Genomic DNA, 17,129 nt, shown 5'->3' on the forward strand with positions numbered 1-17,129 from the left:
CAACCTTCAGTCGAGTGATGTTCGTACTAGAGATCCAAAATCAGGTCCCGGGACCGGCAACGTGAGACGCAAACAAACATTGATTTGTTCTCGGCCCGTTCGGCCGGGGAAAGCAGGAAATCACGGTGCTCAACGTCCCCGTCGATAACTCCGGTTTCACAGGTTCCGCAGATGCCCTCTGCGCATGAGCTGGGAACGTTGATGCCGGCATCGTTGAGGGCCTCCAGAACCGAAACATCGGGTCCAACGGCGATCCGCTGACCAGTGCTGTGGCAGATGACGTCGAAACTTGTCTGGTCGAGTTCCGGTCCGGGCACGACGTCCGGTGCCTTGAACCGCTCAATTCTCAATTGCGAGTCGTCTGCCATGGCGCCGGCAACAGCTTGCATCAATGATTCCGGGCCGCAGGCATACACCAGTGCTTCAGGCGGGAGCGAGCCGACTGCCTCGGAGAGATCCGCGAATTTGCCATCGGCTTCGTCTGCGGCGTGGATAGTTATCCGGTGCCGGGGCAGGCCTGAAATCTCCGGCAGGAAAGCCATGGTTGAACGTGACCGGCCCGTATATAGCAGGGACCAATCAGCTCCGACTGATTCCAACCGCCGCACCATGGAAATGATCGGGGTGATGCCAATACCGCCGGCTACCAGTGCATAGCGCCCGGCATGGTCAAGGTGGAAGTTGTTGCGCGGACCCTCAACCTTAATGAGTGTTCCCACCGGGAGCTCATCATGGATCAGCCTGCTGCCACCGCGGGAATCGGGCGTTCGCAGCACGGCCACAGTCCAGCTTGTGAGGTCTTCCGGGTCCGAACACAAGGAGTATTCGCGGGTGAGCCCATTGGGCAGGTGCAGGCTCAGGTGGGCGCCGGGAAGCCACTGCGGGAGCGCCGCCCCGGCGGGATCAACAAACATAATCCGGATAACGCCGTCGGCTTCCCAGGTTTTCTGGTGCACCCTGAGTGTCAGCATTTTCGGTTCGGGGACATCAGGGGTCACCACCGCACGGTTCTGAATTTCCACGCTCATTGGTCCTCACTTCCTCCGGTGCGCGATTGCTTCGATTTCCACCGTGGCTCCATAGGGCAGGGCAGCGACCTCCACAAACGAACGGGCCGGGCGCGGCGACTCGAACAGCAGTTCGTAGTGCGTGTTGGCTTCGTCCCGCAGCGTCACGTCCGTGACGAAATAGGTGGTCTTAATAACGTCAGCCAAGGACATGCCGACGGTTTCCAGTCGTTCGGAGAGCCTCGCGGCCGCGGCAACCAGTGCTTCAGAGCGACCGGGTACAGCAGTACCACTTTCATCCACCGACAAGGCGCCGGAGACAAAGCCGAATCCCCCGGCCACAAAGGCCGGGCTGTAGGGGTGAGCATTCATTGACGTACCTTTCGAAAGCAAGATGGTGGCAGCCTGTCCGGCTTAGTTGCCGGCCCATGGGATGGATGCACCCGAGAGGTCGATGTAGATGCTCTTCTGGTGCATATAGGATCGGATGCCATCCCGGCCCTTTTCGGTGCCCAGACCGCTTTCCTTGAGCCCGCTGAACGGGGTGGAGATACTGAACTGTTTGTAGGTGTTGACCCAGACGGTGCCGGCCGAAACAGCCCTCGCTGTGCGCCAGGCCAGGCGGTAGTCAGCGGTCCAGATTCCGCAGGCCAAACCAAAGACACTGTCGTTGGCCTGAAGGATGAGATCCGCTTCATCCTCAAACGGCAGGATCACGGCCACGGGCCCGAAGATTTCCTCCTGGCAAATGACGTCCGAGTTGCTCACACCGGCAATGATGGTGGGCTCGTAAAACGCGCCGGCTTGAAGCCTGGGCTCCTTGGGCACGGCGCCACCGCACAGGATTTGCGCACCAGCAAGCCTCGCGTCTTCAACCATCCTGGCCACGGCGTCCCGGTGGGCATGGGCAACCAATGGCCCAACTTGAGTGCTTGGGTCCGTTCCTGGCCCGATTCGCAGGGCTTCGGCCCCTTTGACCAGTCTTTCGACGACGGCGTCGTAGACCGATCGCTGAATGAAGACGCGCGAGCCGGCAATGCAACTCTGACCACTCGAAGAGAAGATGCCATAAAGCACGCCGGCCACAGCCTGGTCCAGGTCAGCATCAGCGAAAATAATGGTGGGCGATTTCCCGCCCAGTTCCAAGGTGATCGGCATGATTTTCTCCGCCGCAATATGGCCCAGTTGGCGTCCCGTGGAGGTGCCACCCGTGAAGGAAATCTTGCCAATGTCAGGGTGCCGGGCAATCGCGTCGCCGACGACGCGGCCGGGGCCCGGAAGGACAGAAAGCAGACCTGCCGGAAGTCCTGCTTCCTCACAAAGCCGTGCCAGCAGGAGCGAAACCCAGGGAGCCCAGACGGGTGGCTTCACCAGGACTGCGTTTCCCGCCGCGAGCGCCGGAGCAACTTTTTGTGCGTCACTGGCAATCGGCGAGTTCCATGGCGTGATGGCTCCTACGACGCCGATCGCCTCGTAGGTGGACATGCTGAGGTAGTTCCCGCGAGGGGACGTCAGTGCGTCCTCCATGGTTTCCAGAGCGGAGGCAGTGAAGCGGAAGGTGGCTGCCGCGCTCATGGCGAGCGCCCTGGTCTCCACAAGTGTCTTACCTGTATCCAGCGTCTGCAGTTCGGCAATGCGGTCAGCATTGGCCTCAATCGCTGAGCTGATGCGGTGGAGGACAGCGGCACGTTCGTGAGGGAGTTTTTTTGCCCATCCGGACTCTTCCACAGCTTTCAGGCCAGCAGCTACCGCGGCGTCCACATCCGCCGTCGTTGCTCCATGGAGGGTGGCGAATACCTCTGAGTTAGCGGGATTCACGGATTCGATCAGTGCGCCGCTGCCTCGGGTCCACACGCCGCCCACGTAAATTTCATCCCGCGTATCCAGGCTGTCCGTATTCATCATCGGCTTCCGTTCATCTCTCTGTCATTCCCACGGCGTCAATTCATGCGTCCGCCCAAGGACGGTGCGTACCAATCCTGTGAACTACGTCATACAAAAAGAATATCAGTAGTAAGATACTTTCTGTCAAGATATTTAGATTCAAAGTTAATTTGGCTTTGGACCTGCCTACTCCAGCGCATCTCTATGGATCGGCTCGCTGGTGTGCGCCAAGGGCAGGCCTGAGCTCTGGTTCTTGGCAGCGATGATCTCCGCCATGATGGAGACCGCGGTTTCAGCGGGAGTGGAAGCGGAAAGGCCCAAGCCGATGGGCGAGCGGAGAGGTCCCACCGACCGGTCAGTGTGGCCCAAGCCAATCAGCCGCTCCCGGCGGTCACTGGCAGTTCGGCGTGAGCCCATCGCGCCGATGTACGCAAAACCGTGTCTTAGGGCTACATCAAGGACCGGAACATCGAACTTGGCATCATGGGTCAAAACACAGATAGCGGCATCAGGGGCGAGCCTGCCCAGAGCGATTTCTTCCTGCAGGTAGCGCGCCGGTTGATCGACCACGATCTCATGGGCTGCGGGAATACGCTCGGCTGTCGCGAACACAGATCGGGCATCGCAAACAGTGACGTGAAAGCCAAGGAAAGCCCCCAACTGGGCCAAGGAGGCGGAGAAATCGATGGCCCCGAAGATCAGCAGCCTACGGGCAGGACGGTAGACATCGATCAGCAAGGACAGCGGCTCTTCGGTACCGGTATCCGCCAGGAGAGTGACCGACGTCGTACTTCCGGAGGCTGTTGCCTCCTGGACTGCAACCCCGACGGCGCTGACGGCGGCGGGAGCAAGTGCGGTACCTTCAAACAGCTCTTCGACATCCGCAGTTTGCAGCACCACTTCGGAGCGACCCACCAGGCCAGGTACGCCGTCGAAAATGGTGACCATGGCGCATGGCAGATTTTCATTCAGCGCCCTCTGCAGTGAAGCAAACTGTGCGCAGGAGCCCGGAGCGTACTTTTGGATGAAGATCTCAACGCTGCCGCCGCACGTCAGCCCGATGCCGAACCCGTCGTCGTCTGAAATGCCAAATCGGTAAAGCTCCGGAACCCCGCTGGCGAGGACCCCGGCTGCTGCTTCGATCACACTTGCCTCAATGCATCCACCTGAAACGGACCCGACCGGCGATCCGTCTTCGGTGACAAGCATGGACGTTCCGACTGCCCGTGGCGCGGAGCCCTCCGTGCGGACCACCGTGGCCAAGGCGACATGTTGATCGCCTAGCAATGATTTCTCCAGCGCCTCCATCACCTCACGCATTTCCATCAGCCCCGTGTTGGCGCACACGCGCAGCGAGGATGCCGTTGTAGACGCTTTCAGGCGTCATGGGCAACGATGTGAGCTGCGCCCCGGTTGCGTCAGCGATGGCTTGGGCAATCGCTGGAGCAATGGGAAGCATGCCCCCTTCGCCCATCCCCTTGGTCCCAAAAGGTCCGGCCCCATGGCCCTGTTCCTGGGTAATGGAGGAAAAGCGCCGGGGGATATCCTCAGCCAAAGGCACCCGATAGAGGAGTGCCTCACCATTCAGCAGCTCCCCGTCTTGGTACCGCAGTTCCTCGAAGAGTGCCTGGGCCAGCCCGAAGACCGCTGCGCCCTCGTCCTGGCCGCGGCAACCCAACTTGTTCACCACCTTGCCGGCGTCCCCACTGACCACCAGCTGCAATAGCTCCACCCGACCGGTTTCCGGATCAACCTCCACTTCGGCAGCTGCCCAACCGATCTCCCAAAAAATGCAGGGTGCTTCCAGGGGTGCGCTGCTGGAGTTACGGACCTTGTAGTAGCCGTCCGCCGTAAACTCGAATCCCGTTCCGCCGAATCTGTCCATAATCAGCGGCGGGAGCTCATAGGTGATGCCTTCAGCATCGACGATGTGCCAATTATCCAAACGGATCGACTGCCGGTCCAGCATCAGGTGTTCGGCCGCCATGTCCAGAACGGAACACTTCACTCGCTCTGCAGCCTGCAGGACGGCATGACCCATGACTGCGATGCCCGAAGAGGCATTGGTGCCTTGGTCGAAAGGGGTGTTGTCGGTGTCAATAGCGGCATACTTCACCCGCTTCGGATCGCATCCGAGCGTCTCCGCCACGATCTGGCACAACGCCGAATGACCGCCTTGCCCCATTTCCACCAGGGCGCAATTCAGGAACACATCGCCGTTGGTGGTCACCTTCACCCGGGCTTGGGCAGGCTTGTTGACGCCACCACCATCTTTGATGCCGATGGCCACTCCCATGCCACGGTTCCTTAAGCGCGTGCGGTCGCGATAACCGATGGCGTCCGCCACAAGGTTCAGGCCATGTTTAAGGTCCGAATCGATGGGCGTTTCTCCGGGAACAAACTCCTCCCCCAATTCCTTGGCGTTCTTTAGTCGAAGCTCAAGGGGATCGAACCCCAGCCGTTCGGCGATCAGGTCAACTTGGCGCTCACTGGCCCAGGTGGCCTGCGTTGCGCCGAAACCACGGTAGGCACCGGCAGGGACGGAGTTGGTGATCACCGCTTGGCAAACGGAATCTATACGCTTCCAGCGGTAGGCCCCGGGCATCCGATATCCCGCTTTCTCCGCCACCAGCGGACTGGCATCCGCATAAGCCCCACCATTAAGCAGCACCCGCGACTGGCGCGCCATGAACTCGCCGTCTGCCTTGAGCCCCGATTTGACCGTGAGGATGGCGTCATGCTGGCTCAGTGTCAGGAAGACTTCTTCTGTGCTCATGCAGTAACGCACCGGCCGCCCACCCGACAACTGTGAGAGCCGGATGGCAATCGCCTCCGTTTTTGGGCCGTTCTTGGCGCCAAAGCCCCCGCCCAGGAGCGGGACGTTGACCCGGATGTCGTTCTCAGGCAGCCCGAAAACCCTCGCCAGTTCCTTACGCATTGGGAAAGGGCTTTGAGTAGAGGTCCACACTTCGATTTCGTTCTCTGTCGCCTCGGCAACCGTGGCAAAGGGCTCCAGATGCATGTGGTTCATGCGGGAGAAGGTAAAGGTGTCCTCGAAGATGTAGTCGCAATCCGCCCAGACGCTCTCCTCTCCCGTTTCGTAGCGGAATTCGTAGCTCACGTTGTGGGCAGTGTGTGCCGCTCCCGAGGCTCCATCGCCGTACTCGGGAAAGGCGGCGAAGGGCTGGTCGGGAAAAATGGCGGGCGCGGAGGGCTCCATCGCTGCTCTTACATCAAAGACAGCCGGCAGTTGCCCGTACTCAACACGGATCAAATCCAGTGCTGCGAAAGCGGTGCGTTCGTTCACGGCGGCCACTGCAGCGACGACGTCGCCAACATAGCGGACCGACTCTGTGGCCACAATCGGCTGGTCTTTGACGTAAGTGCCGTACGAGTGCAGTCCGGTGATTTCCTCTCGGGTGACCACGGCAGTGACTCCGGGCAGGGAGCGGGCGGCCGAAGCATCGATGCTCAGAATCCGGGCATGCGCGTGCGGGCTTCGCAAGACCTTCGCGTGAAGCATCCCGGGCTTCACAATGTCCACCGTGTAGACGGCACGGCCGGTTACCTTCGCGGTGCTGTCCAGGCGTGGGCGGTCGCGTCCCACGATCGGCGCATCGTCCGGAGCGCACGGATTCACGAACCCCGTCATTCGAAATCCTGATCCTGCTGCTTGGCCGAGGCCAGTTCTGCGGCACGCTCCACGGATTCCAAGATCATCTCGTAGCCCGTACACCGGCAGGTGTTCGAACTGATCCATTCCCGGATCAGGTCCCGGTCCGGTTGCGGATTCTGCCGCAGCAGCCCTGTGGTCAGCATCAGCATGCCGGATGTGCAGAAGCCGCATTGGAAGCCGCCACATTCCCTGAATGCCTGCTGCTGGGCACTCAACGTGCCGTCCTGGGCTGCCAAGCCCTCAACGGTTTCAACACGCGCACCGTCAACGTCGAAGGCAAACGTGGAACACGCAGCTACAGGAAGGTCATCAACCAAAACAGTGCAGGCTCCGCAGACACTGCGCTCACACGACGCACGGACCCCCTGTTTACTGCAGCTGTTGCGAAGCAGGTCCAAGACCGTGGCACTCGTAGGGACACAATGCCGCTGCGGGCTTCCGTTCAGCTCGAATTCAACCTTGTGGGTGAATGCTTCCTCGCTTGATTCCGGTGATTCAAGGTTCATGGCTGGCTATCCTTTCCTTTGTTACCGGTTGCTTGGGCAAGAAGACGGCTGCAGAGAACGCCCACCAAGTGCCGGCGGTAGTCGATGGACCCCGCGTAGTCGCCCGCCTCGTCCGGAAGCTGAGCCGCCAGAACCCCGCCCACGGAGACCGGGTCAAGCTCGGCGATGTCAGTTGCCTCGGCAGTGTGCGACAGGACGAAAGGCTGCCGGTATTCACTGCCACAGACAGCAGAAACGGTGAGGCCGGCCACCGGGTCCTTTCGTACAGCGAGGGACACGGTGCTCACCGGGCGCATTGACCGCTCGTAGCCGAACCACAACAGGGACGCAGTGTCGACGGCGACGGCGGTCAGAATGCCTGCGTTGCCAAGGTTCCGGCCCGGGAGTGAGTCCCGGTCCCACAGTGAAGAGACGGGCAGGGCTTCAACGTCACCGCCTTGAAACTGCATCTGCCCACCCAGCGCCGCCAGAATGACAGGCATTTCGTATCTATATCGACGGGAAAGGAGATTGCCTCCGAGGGTGCCGCGATAGCGGATTCGAACTGTGGCAATTGATCCCCAGGCTGCTGCCAGGGCAGGCACGGTGGACAGTATTTCCGGGCTTCTGCTACCTTCAGCGTGGCTCACCAAGGAACCAATGCGCAGAACCCCGGCATTATTCGATATCGCCCGCAATTCCTTGATCCGTCGCACGGAAATCAGCACCTCCGGCTCCAGTCCCTCGCGAAATTGCGCCACCAGGTCCGAACAACCCGCCGCAATCACAGCCTCTGGATGCTGCCGGGCAAGAGCCACAGCAACTCCGAGCGAAGTGGGCTGATGCAACATAAAGGGTGGAAGCGCGGACTGGCTCTGGGCTATCAGCCCCGCCCCTAATTTCTGGCCTCGCATTGGTCAGCCTTCTTTCGCGTTCGCCCGGTAGGGGCTTTTTGCCGGGCGGCCCGCCACAGGCCGCCCGGCACGGTTCGGGCCCGGACTATGCCGGGCGGTCGCCCTTCAGGGTGACCCGGTGCATCAGTCGGTAGTGCGGGTGATAGTCCCCCACCGCATAGTGTTGGGTGGATCGGTTGTCCCAGATCACGAGGGAGTTCGGTTCCCAACGGAAACGAACCTGGTATTCCGGAGTCCTGGCGAGGTCGGTGAGCATGTTTCTCAGCGAGTCCCCCAGCTGGGTGGAAATGCCCGTAAGCCGGGTGGTGAACAACGCGTTGACGTAGACAAGCTTTCGACCGGTTTCCGGATGCTTACGCACAACAGGGTGCGTCATGGGTGGATACTTCCGCCGGGTCTCCTCGTAGCGCGCCTCGCCGTCGGGACCCTGGCGGACAACTCCGGTGAGTTCCTTTTCCCAGTCATGCACTCCCTCAAGCCCGTCAATGACGCTTTTAACGTTCTCCGGCAGGGCGTCATACGCGGCGGTCATACTCGCCCAGAGCGTATCCCCGCCGCACGGCGGAATTTCCTGGGCGTGAAGGCAAGTAGCGGAATTCGGCGTCGCCTGCCAGGTCAAGTCCGAGTGCCAGACGTCGGTCCCCGCCGCCCGGCCACGCGACTCCAGCACCTCAATGTGCGGATATTCGGGGAGGGAGGGGAAGAACGCACTAACTTCCTGGGGGTCGCCGAAAACCTTGGCGAATTCGATTTGATCATCCGGTGTGATGTGCTGATCGCGGAGAAACAATACTTGGTGCTCGAGGAAAGCTTCCCGTAGTTCCGTCCGGCATTCCGGGGTGATCTCTTCACGCAGATCCAGTCCATGGATGTACGCCCCGATGGTGGGTGTTGCTCGTTCCAAGGTGAATGTTTTGAACTGTTGATCGTTACCGCTCATGGTAGTTCCTTCCTTTGTTGGCGTTTGATACAGCGGAATGCTTTGTGTCACTCCGAATACGTGGATGCGGGGACCTCATCAACCCCGGTCGCATCGCTGCGTCTCCCAGCCCGCGATGCCTTCTTTCGTATGACCCGTCCGAGCAAAACAGCGCAAGTGATGGACACCGTTCCGGCGACGAAGACGTAAAGCGAAGTTGAGACAGACGCATTTGTCGCAGCAAACAGGGCACCGGCAATAAGGGGTGCAATGGCGCTGCCGAAAAGATTGCCGAGAGTAGTAGCCAAGGACAACCCGCTATAGCGGACCTTTGCGTCAAAGGCGGTGGAGAAGTATGCCGGCGACAGTGCCCATGGGATATAGACGGCCACCGTTGCCGCAACATAGCACACGGCGATTAGGCCATAAGTGCCCCCATCAAGGGCAAAGTACAGGGGGAAAGCAACAATGACGATGAGCGCAAGGCCCCATAAGTACACCCGCTGCCCGCCGAATTTGTCTGAGAGCGCACCGGCGACCGGGGTAACTACGAAGCCAATCGCGGAAGTGACGATCACCAGGACCAACATCGCCGTCGAGTCCAGATCTCCGGACTTCCCTGCGTAAACAAAGTTGTACACGGTGATCAGGTAGAAGAAGATTCCCGGTGCCAGACTGGCGCCGGCTACAAGGAACACTTGCTTGGGGTGTGTCCGAAGCACCTCGACTACAGGCAGACGCAGAACGCCGTGGTCAGCCTTGACTCGATCGAACTCCGGGCTCTCCGCGACCTTCACACGAATAACCAGGCCAGTGATAACCAGTACCGCGCTGAGAAGGAACGGGACGCGCCAGCCCCAGGCCATGAAGGCGTCCTCCGACATCGACTCCAGGGGTATATACAACGTCATGGCCAGGATCAACCCGACAGCAACGCCTGCCTGCGGCCAGCTGCCGAAATAGCCGCGCTTACCTTCGGGGGAATGTTCGGTAGCCATCAGTACTGCACCACCCCACTCTCCCCCGAGCGCGAATCCTTGGGTCAGCCGCAGTACGACCAGCAGAATCGGGGCGAACACGCCTATCGAGTCGTATGTGGGCAGTAGTCCGATGGCTACAGTGGCAATGCCCATGATCAGGATGGTGAGGACCATCATCGGCTTCCGGCCCGCCCTGTCACCGAAGTGGCCGAAGACGATGGCCCCAAGGGGACGTGCGACGAGGCCGGCCGCGAAAGTCGAGAACGCAAGCAAGGTCCCGGTTGTCGGGTCGAAGCCAGGGAAGAAGAGCTGGTGAAAAACGAGCACCGCTGCGGTGCTGTAGATAAAGAAGTCGTACCACTCGATAGTCGTGCCGATGAGGCTCGCGAAGGCGACCTTCCTCGGAGAACTCGCGCCCGATGGTTGTGCGACCACTGCACTCATATTGTGCCTCCAGGTAATTTTGCGAACAGTCGGCCCCGCTATGCGTGGACCGTGGTGACCAGGGCTGCCTTAGGCACCTGTCTCAGAATGAGCTTTGAAGTGATATAGATTACTTCAGTAGTCATTATCTTATGACTGAGATGCTTTGTGCGCAAGATCTCATTTCTGATGGAATACGACCGGAAAACTCAGACAGTAAGTGGACTCGCGACGCGCGGCCCCTCACTGGGTCGTGGGAGCTATGAGGCCTCCGGCAATCTGTTCAAGAATTTCCTGGATGCCACGGATGTCCCGGAGGAACGGGGTGCGGACAACGCTGCCGACCACATGCAACGCCGCTTTTACCCGTGTCCTGACCACTTCCTGATCGGCGCCCGGGTAAACGTCCTGGACCAGCGAGGCGACATCGGTGATGTAGTCACTTTGGGCCTCCATTAAGTTCCGCAACTCCCGTTCAGGAAGGTGCGGACGTTCGGACACGGCCAGTTGCAGGAATTCCGGGCTTCCCAGTGAGAAAGCAATGTATGAGGAAAGGATGCGCTCCAGCGCCTCGGCTGCATCAGCGGCTTCAGCGAGAGCCCGCGACATGTCCATCCACCGCACTTCTTTGGCGCGATGCAGTGCTGCGGCAAGCATTTCCGCCTTACTGTCGAAATGGCGGTAAATGCTGGGACCCGCCACTCCAACTTCGGCGCCGATGTCGTCAAGGCTGACGGCGTCAAACCCGTTCGCAGCGAACTGTCGGATTGAGGCTGCCAGCAACGCCTCACGGCGGGTGCGCGGCAAGTCAATGGACGCGCTGCGGTGATTCGCCACTGCTTCAATCGGGGGCATTGGCATGACCAGTACTGTGCGGGCGAGCGTGGTCAGCTGGGATTCTTCGTCCGCACGCGAGAGCCGGTTGGGGTCCAGCGACACACTGATCATCGCCGCAAACATGGCCCATGCCCGCAGGTCCGCCTCGGGAGCGGGCAGCGCAGAGCTCCCGGACTGCAGCTTGCTGCTGATGGCGAACTTGATACCGCTGGCAATATCGAAGCGGATGGCAGGCGGGAGATGGCGGGATTCACGCTCCCACAGCACGCCGTTCTCCCGGTGCACCAGCATTGCCCGGCCCAGCGCCGTGACCAACTGTTCGAGGTCGCCGTCGGGGGCCTGGGTAATGCTATCCAAAAAGGGCTGGAGGCTGGCCACAACTGCCTCGCGAAGAAGCTCGCCCTTGCCCGGAAAATGCCGGTAGAGGGCGGATGGCTGCACTGCCATCGCCTTGGCCACATCGGTCATGCTGACTTGGGGGTATCCCTTCTGAGCGAAGAGGTCACCTGCCGCCGCAAGTATCAGGGCGCGCCGGTTCCGCGGCCTAGTGCCGCGCTCCGGGGCGGTGGAGGACTTATTCATGTTCACAAGATTAGTCGCATTCACTTATTGCGCAATAGCCCACTACGTGCCAATGTTAAAGAACAACCTGCGGATCACTGAACTTCACTTACGGATAAGCCAGCTGACGCGAGACAGCGATGTCTCACCCTTGGTAGACACGTGAAGGTTCCCCGCAACACAAGCACCGGCCAGAAGTACATCGCAGCCGATGCAGATTCACTTACGGGACGCCACGGTGGCCCGTAGACCCAGAGAAACAACGCAAGAACGAGACACCCCGATGGACAGGATTTCCCGGGCGCATGCGGCGCCCCTTCCGCGAGTTTCCATCCCACGCGATAACTCAAAGCACCGTCCCAACCCAAAGTTCAGTGCTGTGACAAAGGAGTCCCACATGAAACGACGTGCAATAGTCGCTGTTGCCGCACTTTGCGGCTTCGCAGCTCTGACAGGCTGCAGCACCGGGAATGACGCACCCAATGCCTACGCCGTCAAGACGGACATTCCGACGGCAGCAACAATGGACCCGGCAATCCTGGACGCCGCCCGCAAGGAAGGCTCGCTTTTGGTTTACGGCGAGGCGAACGAGGCGACCATGAAACCGGTACTGGCTGCTTTCCAAACCCAGTACCCCGATATCAAGGCCAGCTACATAAGCCTCGGCGGAACCGAAAGCTTCCAGCGCTATCTCAACGAGAAAGCCACTGGCGGAAAGACAGCGGATGTCATCGTCAGCCTGCAAGGCGCGAACTTCCTCGATCTGGTCAAGCGCGGTGACATCCAGGACTTCACACCACCTGCCGCCGCGCCACTGCCCGACTTCGCGAAACTCGCCCCAGGGGTCTTCGCAATGGAACTGAATCCGGTCATGGCACTGATCAACACCACCCTCCTGCCCGAATCCGAACAACCCGATTCCCTTGACGCCCTCGCCAAGATGTCCAGTGACCCCAAACTCACAGGCAGGATCGTCACCTATGACGGCACGACGGAGTTCGGCTACACGGTTAATCACGCCTACATAGCCAAGGCGGGAGAGGCCGGCTGGAACGTCTTGGATCAACTCGGAAAGAACACCAAGGTGGAAGCCAGTGCCGGACCCATGTACAACAAACTCCTGCAAGGCGAGTACACCATGTCCTACTTCCAGTCCGGAGCTACCCGGCCGCTCCTCACCGGCGCTACCGCGAAGGTGCTGAACTACAAGTTCTTCAAGGACGGATCGCCCTTCATGCCCCGCGGTGCCGGAGCAACAACCGGGGGTAAGTCACCCAACGCGGCCAAAGTGTTCCTCAACTTCCTGATTGACAAGGCCGGCCAGACGGCCGGTTGCGCCGGCGGGTTCGCACCATACCTGGACGGGGTGGACTGCCCGGTGAACCTCGCGAAGGTTACAGAGCAATTGGGTGCAGAGAACATCAACATCGCCACATGGGATGAGGCCCTGGTGAACGATGCACCGGCCTTCAAGAACCGCTGGAAAGAAGCATTCGGGGGATGAGCAGCTCCACCCTTACAGACCCCAAGGCCCCGCCCCCGCCGCCGGGTGTTGGAAACATCAAGCGGGCATGGCTGCCGGAGAAAGTCATCCACTACGGTGTTTGGATCCTTGCAGTCCTGCTGATCCTCGGCCCGATCGTGCCGATCGTCTGGTCGTCACTCTGGTCCACGCCGCTCTATGAGGGCGGCGGCAGCGGCACCCTGGACAACTTCCGTAAACTGGCGACCGATCCACTTTGGTGGTCAGCCGTCGCCAACAGCCTGCAGTTCGCCGTCTTCGCCACCATCGGCTCAGTTCTGGTTGGAACCACAGTGGCCTTGTTGGTAGCCCGCACCGACCTCCCGCTTCGGCGGCTCTACTCAGCCCTGATCGTCCTGCCCTTGGTCCTGCCTGGACTGGTGCTCATTGTCGGCTGGCAGTCAATGTGGTCAAAAAACGGATATGCCACACATCTGCTGGAACAGTACACACCGTTCACTGTCCCCTTTGACCTCTACAGTGTTGCCGGAATGGTGGTCATGGGTACTGTCCTTGGCTCGCCTGTGGTCTACCTCTTTGCCCGGGGGACGCTGTCCTCAGGCGATTCGACACTCGAGGAAGCCGCCCGTTGCGCGGGTGCCGGTCCCCTCCGTGCGTTGCTCTCGGTGACCCTGCCGTTGCTGCGCCCGGCATTACTCAACTCCGGGCTGCTGGTCTTCGCTTTGGCGCTGGAAACACTGGGCATTCCCCTCATCCTTGGTACTTCAAAGAACATCGACATGATGTCCACCTACCTGTACCGGCAGTGGACCGGAAGCGCCGACGGCGGTGGAGGAGTCCTGCCTGCAGGAGCCGTCATGTTGTTGCTTGCCGTCACTTTGCTGCTGTTGCTGCGCAACCGTCTGGCCGGCGACCTGGCCCGCTTCACCACAACCGGCGGCAAGTCATCCAGACCAGCAAACGTCGTCAAATTAGGCCCCTTCGGCTGGTTGCTGTCCGCCGGCGTCGGAATTGTTCTGGGTTGCGCAACCCTGGTGCCGCTCAGCGGGGTGGTTCTCGCCTCGGTCACCGCTGTTTTGACCCCGGCGATCAACCCGTTCAGCCTGCTAACACTTGACCACTTCTCGGCGATTTTGACCAACCCGCTCTACACCGGAGCTATTGGCAACAGCTTGCTGATTGCCACAGTTGGCGCCGCTGTCGCCACCGCCTGCATCGCCGTCATCGCATTGGTTGCCCACCGTTCCAGCTTTCGGTTCCGCGGATCCTTGGAGCACATCGTGCTTTATCCCCGGGCCGTCCCAGGCCTGATCACCGGCATGGCCTTCTTCTGGACGTTTGCAATCCTGGACCAGTCCGGAACTTTCAGAGCCACACTTTGGGCGGTGGGAATCGCCTTCGGGGTCCGTGCACTCGCCATGGGTTACGCCGCGTTCTATCCGTCACTTGCCGCGCTGGGTGCGGACCTGGACCGCGCCGCGCGCTCGGCCGGGGCAGACTGGTGGACGGCGATGCGCACCATCATTCTCAGCCTGCTGAGGCCAGCCATGGGCATCTCATACGTCCTGCTGTTTGTAGCAATGCTCAACGAAGCCGACGCCGCAGTTTTCCTGGTGACCCCTGAAACCCAGGTTCTGGGACTGGCCATGCTTCAGATCGCAGCAAATGGCCTCGGCGGCACCGTCGCGGCCCTCGGAGTCATCCAACTCGTCATCACCGCAGCTGTCCTGGGCGCAGGACGCATTCTGTTTGGAGTTCGCCCCAATGTCTGATCTGGTCATCACCAATCTCACCAAGAAGTTTGGCCGTCTGACGGTCCTGGACAACGTTTCGGTGACAGCCACCGACGGACAGATACTAACGTTGCTTGGGCCAAGCGGCTGCGGCAAATCCACAACGCTCTGGTCCATCGCAGGACTGCTCAAGCCGGACGGCGGCAGCATTATTGTGGGCGACCAGACCTTGTTCAACCACGATTCCTCCGCCTTCCTGCCGCCGGAACGCCGCGACTGCGGCGTGGTTTTCCAGTCCTATGCCGTGTGGCCGCATATGAAGGTCCGCGACAACGTGGGCTATCCGCTGCGGCTGCGACGCTACAAGCCCGAGGCACTACGCAGACGCGTCGATGAAGTGCTCGAGCTGGTTGACCTCTCTGATCAGGCAGACCGCTATCCGCATCAGCTCTCCGGCGGTCAGCAACAACGAGTGGCGCTGGCGCGTGCCTTGGCATTCCCTCCGCGCTTGCTGCTCCTGGACGAGCCGTTTTCCAATCTTGATGCCAAGCTGCGGGAACGTACCCGCGATTGGTTGCTTCAGTTGCAACGCAAGATTGGCGTGACCACGGTCTTTGTTACCCACGATCAAGACGAAGCCCTGGCAATGAGCGACAGGATTGCAGTCATGTCTGCCGGAACAGTCCGCCAGATTGGTACGCCGGAGCAGGTTTACAACGATCCTGCCGATCTCTTCGTCGCCGATTTTGTTGGCACCAGCAACTTGCTGGAGGGAACAGTGATTGGCCGCTCAAAGGGGCTCCTGACGATCAAGATCGACGGGTTGGACCAAGCGATCCACGTACCATCCGCAATTGATTCCGACGGCGTCGTGGTTGCCGTTCGTCCGGAAGCGCTGGCGTTGTTGCCTGACGATGCGTCGTCTGACGGCTACGAAATGACTGTCAACGGGCCCGTCCTTGAGAGGTCCTATCACGGCCATCATTTCCGGTACACGGTGGGCGTCGGCGAGCAGTCCTTAGTGGTCGAAACCCGTGAGCGCACCGACTCCCCGCACGTGCGCGTGGGCATTCCACGGGACGGGTACAAGTTGTTCCAGCCCCGCACTGCCAAGGCGCCCAAGGCCGCACAGTGATTCCCGTCGGATCAAGCTACCCCATCAGAATCGACCTTTTCAGCGACACTATTACCCGGCCAACAAAAGCTATGCGCCAGGCCATGGCCAACGCCGAAGTCGGGGACGAACAAAAGGGTGAAGACCCCTCCACCAACGAACTGGTAGCCCTGGCACGGGAGCTCTTGGGCAAGGAGGAAGCTGTCTTCCTGCCATCAGGGACGATGTGCAACCAGATCGCCTATGCTCTGCACTGTCGCCCTGGCGACGCGATTCTTGTTGACGAGACCGCGCATTCGCTGTGCCATGAGGAAACCGGGGCGCCCGCCCTGGCCGGTGCCCTGTACAGGCCGATCAAAGCAGACCATGGTGTGTTCTCGGTTGCCCAGCTTGAAGCGGCGCTCCGCCCCGGGGGGAGATCATTCGCCCGGAATGCGGTGCTCTCCATAGAGCAGCCGTCCAACCTCGGAGGCGGCACATGCTGGTCGCTGGAAGGCATCACGTCAGTGACGAATGTGGCACGGGCTCACCAGATAAAAACCCACATGGATGGCGCCCGCCTGCTCAACGCGGTGGTGTCCACCGGCGTATCTGCCCACGATTTTTGTGCCCCGTTCGACTCAGTCTGGCTGGACCTCAGCAAAGGACTGGGCGCCCCAATAGGAGCCGTGCTGGCAGGCGACACTGATTTCATCAATGAGGCCTGGCGGCTCAAGCAACGGTGGGGTGGCTCCATGCGTCAATCAGGCATTGTGGCGGCAGCGGGTACGTTTGCCCTCCGCAACAACGTGGACAGGCTCGCAGACGACCATGGGAATGCCCGCCTGCTGGCTGAACTGCTTGCCGTTAACCCTCATATTTCGATCGATCCGCTAACAGTCCAAACAAATATCGTCCTCTTTGACTTAGTCGACTTCCCTGTCACCGCGCACGTGCTGGTGGATCGCCTGCTGCAGACGAGCGGGATCCGGATGGGCGCATTTGGCCCGTCCACGATTCGTGCCGTCACACACCTGGACGTTGACACGGAAGACGTACGCCTCGCTGCTGACGCGCTCAGGGAATTACTGGACGAAACCTACTCGATGCACGTAAGCCCAAGGAGCAACTAAC

At 60.4% G+C, this 17,129-nt stretch carries 14 protein-coding genes; 4 read left to right on the plus strand and 10 right to left on the minus strand.

The window, feature by feature from the left end; all coding sequences use genetic code 11:
- Window positions 1–26: 26 nt before the first annotated feature.
- From KCX59_RS17375 to KCX59_RS17420, 10 genes are all read right to left on the minus strand, one after another.
- Window positions 27–1,028, minus strand: a complete 1,002-nt coding sequence (locus KCX59_RS17375; protein WP_256871329.1) for a PDR/VanB family oxidoreductase — start codon at window positions 1,026–1,028, stop codon at window positions 27–29.
- A 6-nt stretch (window positions 1,029–1,034) separates the two neighbouring features.
- Window positions 1,035–1,379, minus strand: a complete 345-nt coding sequence (locus tag KCX59_RS17380) for a RidA family protein (RefSeq protein WP_179016701.1) — start codon at window positions 1,377–1,379, stop codon at window positions 1,035–1,037.
- Window positions 1,380–1,421: 42 nt separating this feature from the next.
- On the minus strand, window positions 1,422–2,909 hold the full coding sequence (locus KCX59_RS17385) for an aldehyde dehydrogenase (RefSeq protein WP_179016702.1): 1,488 nt from the start codon (window positions 2,907–2,909) through the stop codon (window positions 1,422–1,424).
- Between the two features lie 168 nt (window positions 2,910–3,077).
- Window positions 3,078–4,217 (minus strand): XdhC/CoxI family protein, encoded by a 1,140-nt coding sequence (locus tag KCX59_RS17390; RefSeq protein WP_179016716.1) that lies wholly within the window; start codon window positions 4,215–4,217, stop codon window positions 3,078–3,080.
- Window positions 4,204–6,543 carry a xanthine dehydrogenase family protein molybdopterin-binding subunit gene (locus tag KCX59_RS17395; RefSeq protein ID WP_179016703.1) on the minus strand — a complete coding sequence of 780 codons (2,340 nt, stop codon included), beginning with the start codon at window positions 6,541–6,543 and terminating at the stop codon, window positions 4,204–4,206. The genes KCX59_RS17390 and KCX59_RS17395 overlap by 14 nt, the downstream gene beginning before the upstream one ends.
- Window positions 6,540–7,073 (minus strand): (2Fe-2S)-binding protein, encoded by a 534-nt coding sequence (locus KCX59_RS17400; protein WP_179016704.1) that lies wholly within the window; start codon window positions 7,071–7,073, stop codon window positions 6,540–6,542. The genes KCX59_RS17395 and KCX59_RS17400 overlap by 4 nt, the downstream gene beginning before the upstream one ends.
- Entirely contained in the window at window positions 7,070–7,870 is an 801-nt protein-coding gene (locus KCX59_RS17405; protein WP_434122509.1) for an FAD binding domain-containing protein, read from the minus strand. The genes KCX59_RS17400 and KCX59_RS17405 overlap by 4 nt, the downstream gene beginning before the upstream one ends.
- Before the next feature lie 181 nt (window positions 7,871–8,051).
- Entirely contained in the window at window positions 8,052–8,906 is an 855-nt protein-coding gene (locus KCX59_RS17410) for a TauD/TfdA dioxygenase family protein (protein ID WP_091470611.1), read from the minus strand.
- Window positions 8,907–8,953: 47 nt separating this feature from the next.
- Window positions 8,954–10,309, minus strand: a complete 1,356-nt coding sequence (locus KCX59_RS17415; protein ID WP_179016706.1) for an MFS transporter — start codon at window positions 10,307–10,309, stop codon at window positions 8,954–8,956.
- A 222-nt stretch (window positions 10,310–10,531) separates the two neighbouring features.
- Window positions 10,532–11,707, minus strand: a complete 1,176-nt coding sequence (locus KCX59_RS17420; RefSeq protein WP_179016707.1) for a TetR/AcrR family transcriptional regulator — start codon at window positions 11,705–11,707, stop codon at window positions 10,532–10,534.
- 376 nt (window positions 11,708–12,083) lie between these two features.
- Between KCX59_RS17420 and KCX59_RS17425 the strand changes: the two genes are divergently transcribed.
- From KCX59_RS17425 to KCX59_RS17440, 4 genes are read left to right on the plus strand one after another with little or no spacing between them, the layout of a single operon-like run.
- Complete coding sequence (locus KCX59_RS17425) at window positions 12,084–13,190, plus strand: ABC transporter substrate-binding protein (RefSeq protein ID WP_256871331.1); 1,107 nt, start codon at window positions 12,084–12,086, stop codon at window positions 13,188–13,190.
- On the plus strand, window positions 13,187–14,941 hold the full coding sequence (locus KCX59_RS17430) for an ABC transporter permease (protein WP_179016709.1): 1,755 nt from the start codon (window positions 13,187–13,189) through the stop codon (window positions 14,939–14,941). Before KCX59_RS17425 ends, KCX59_RS17430 begins: the two co-directional genes overlap by 4 nt.
- The gene (locus KCX59_RS17435; protein ID WP_179016710.1) at window positions 14,934–16,037 is read left to right on the plus strand and encodes an ABC transporter ATP-binding protein; all 1,104 of its coding nucleotides are present in this window, start codon (window positions 14,934–14,936) and stop codon (window positions 16,035–16,037) included. Before KCX59_RS17430 ends, KCX59_RS17435 begins: the two co-directional genes overlap by 8 nt.
- The gene (locus KCX59_RS17440; RefSeq protein ID WP_179016711.1) at window positions 16,034–17,128 is read left to right on the plus strand and encodes a threonine aldolase family protein; all 1,095 of its coding nucleotides are present in this window, start codon (window positions 16,034–16,036) and stop codon (window positions 17,126–17,128) included. The genes KCX59_RS17435 and KCX59_RS17440 overlap by 4 nt, the downstream gene beginning before the upstream one ends.
- Window position 17,129: the final 1 nt, after the last annotated feature.

This window comes from Paenarthrobacter nitroguajacolicus (assembly GCF_051027655.1).
Classification (GTDB): Bacteria; Actinomycetota; Actinomycetes; order Actinomycetales; family Micrococcaceae; genus Arthrobacter; species Arthrobacter nitroguajacolicus.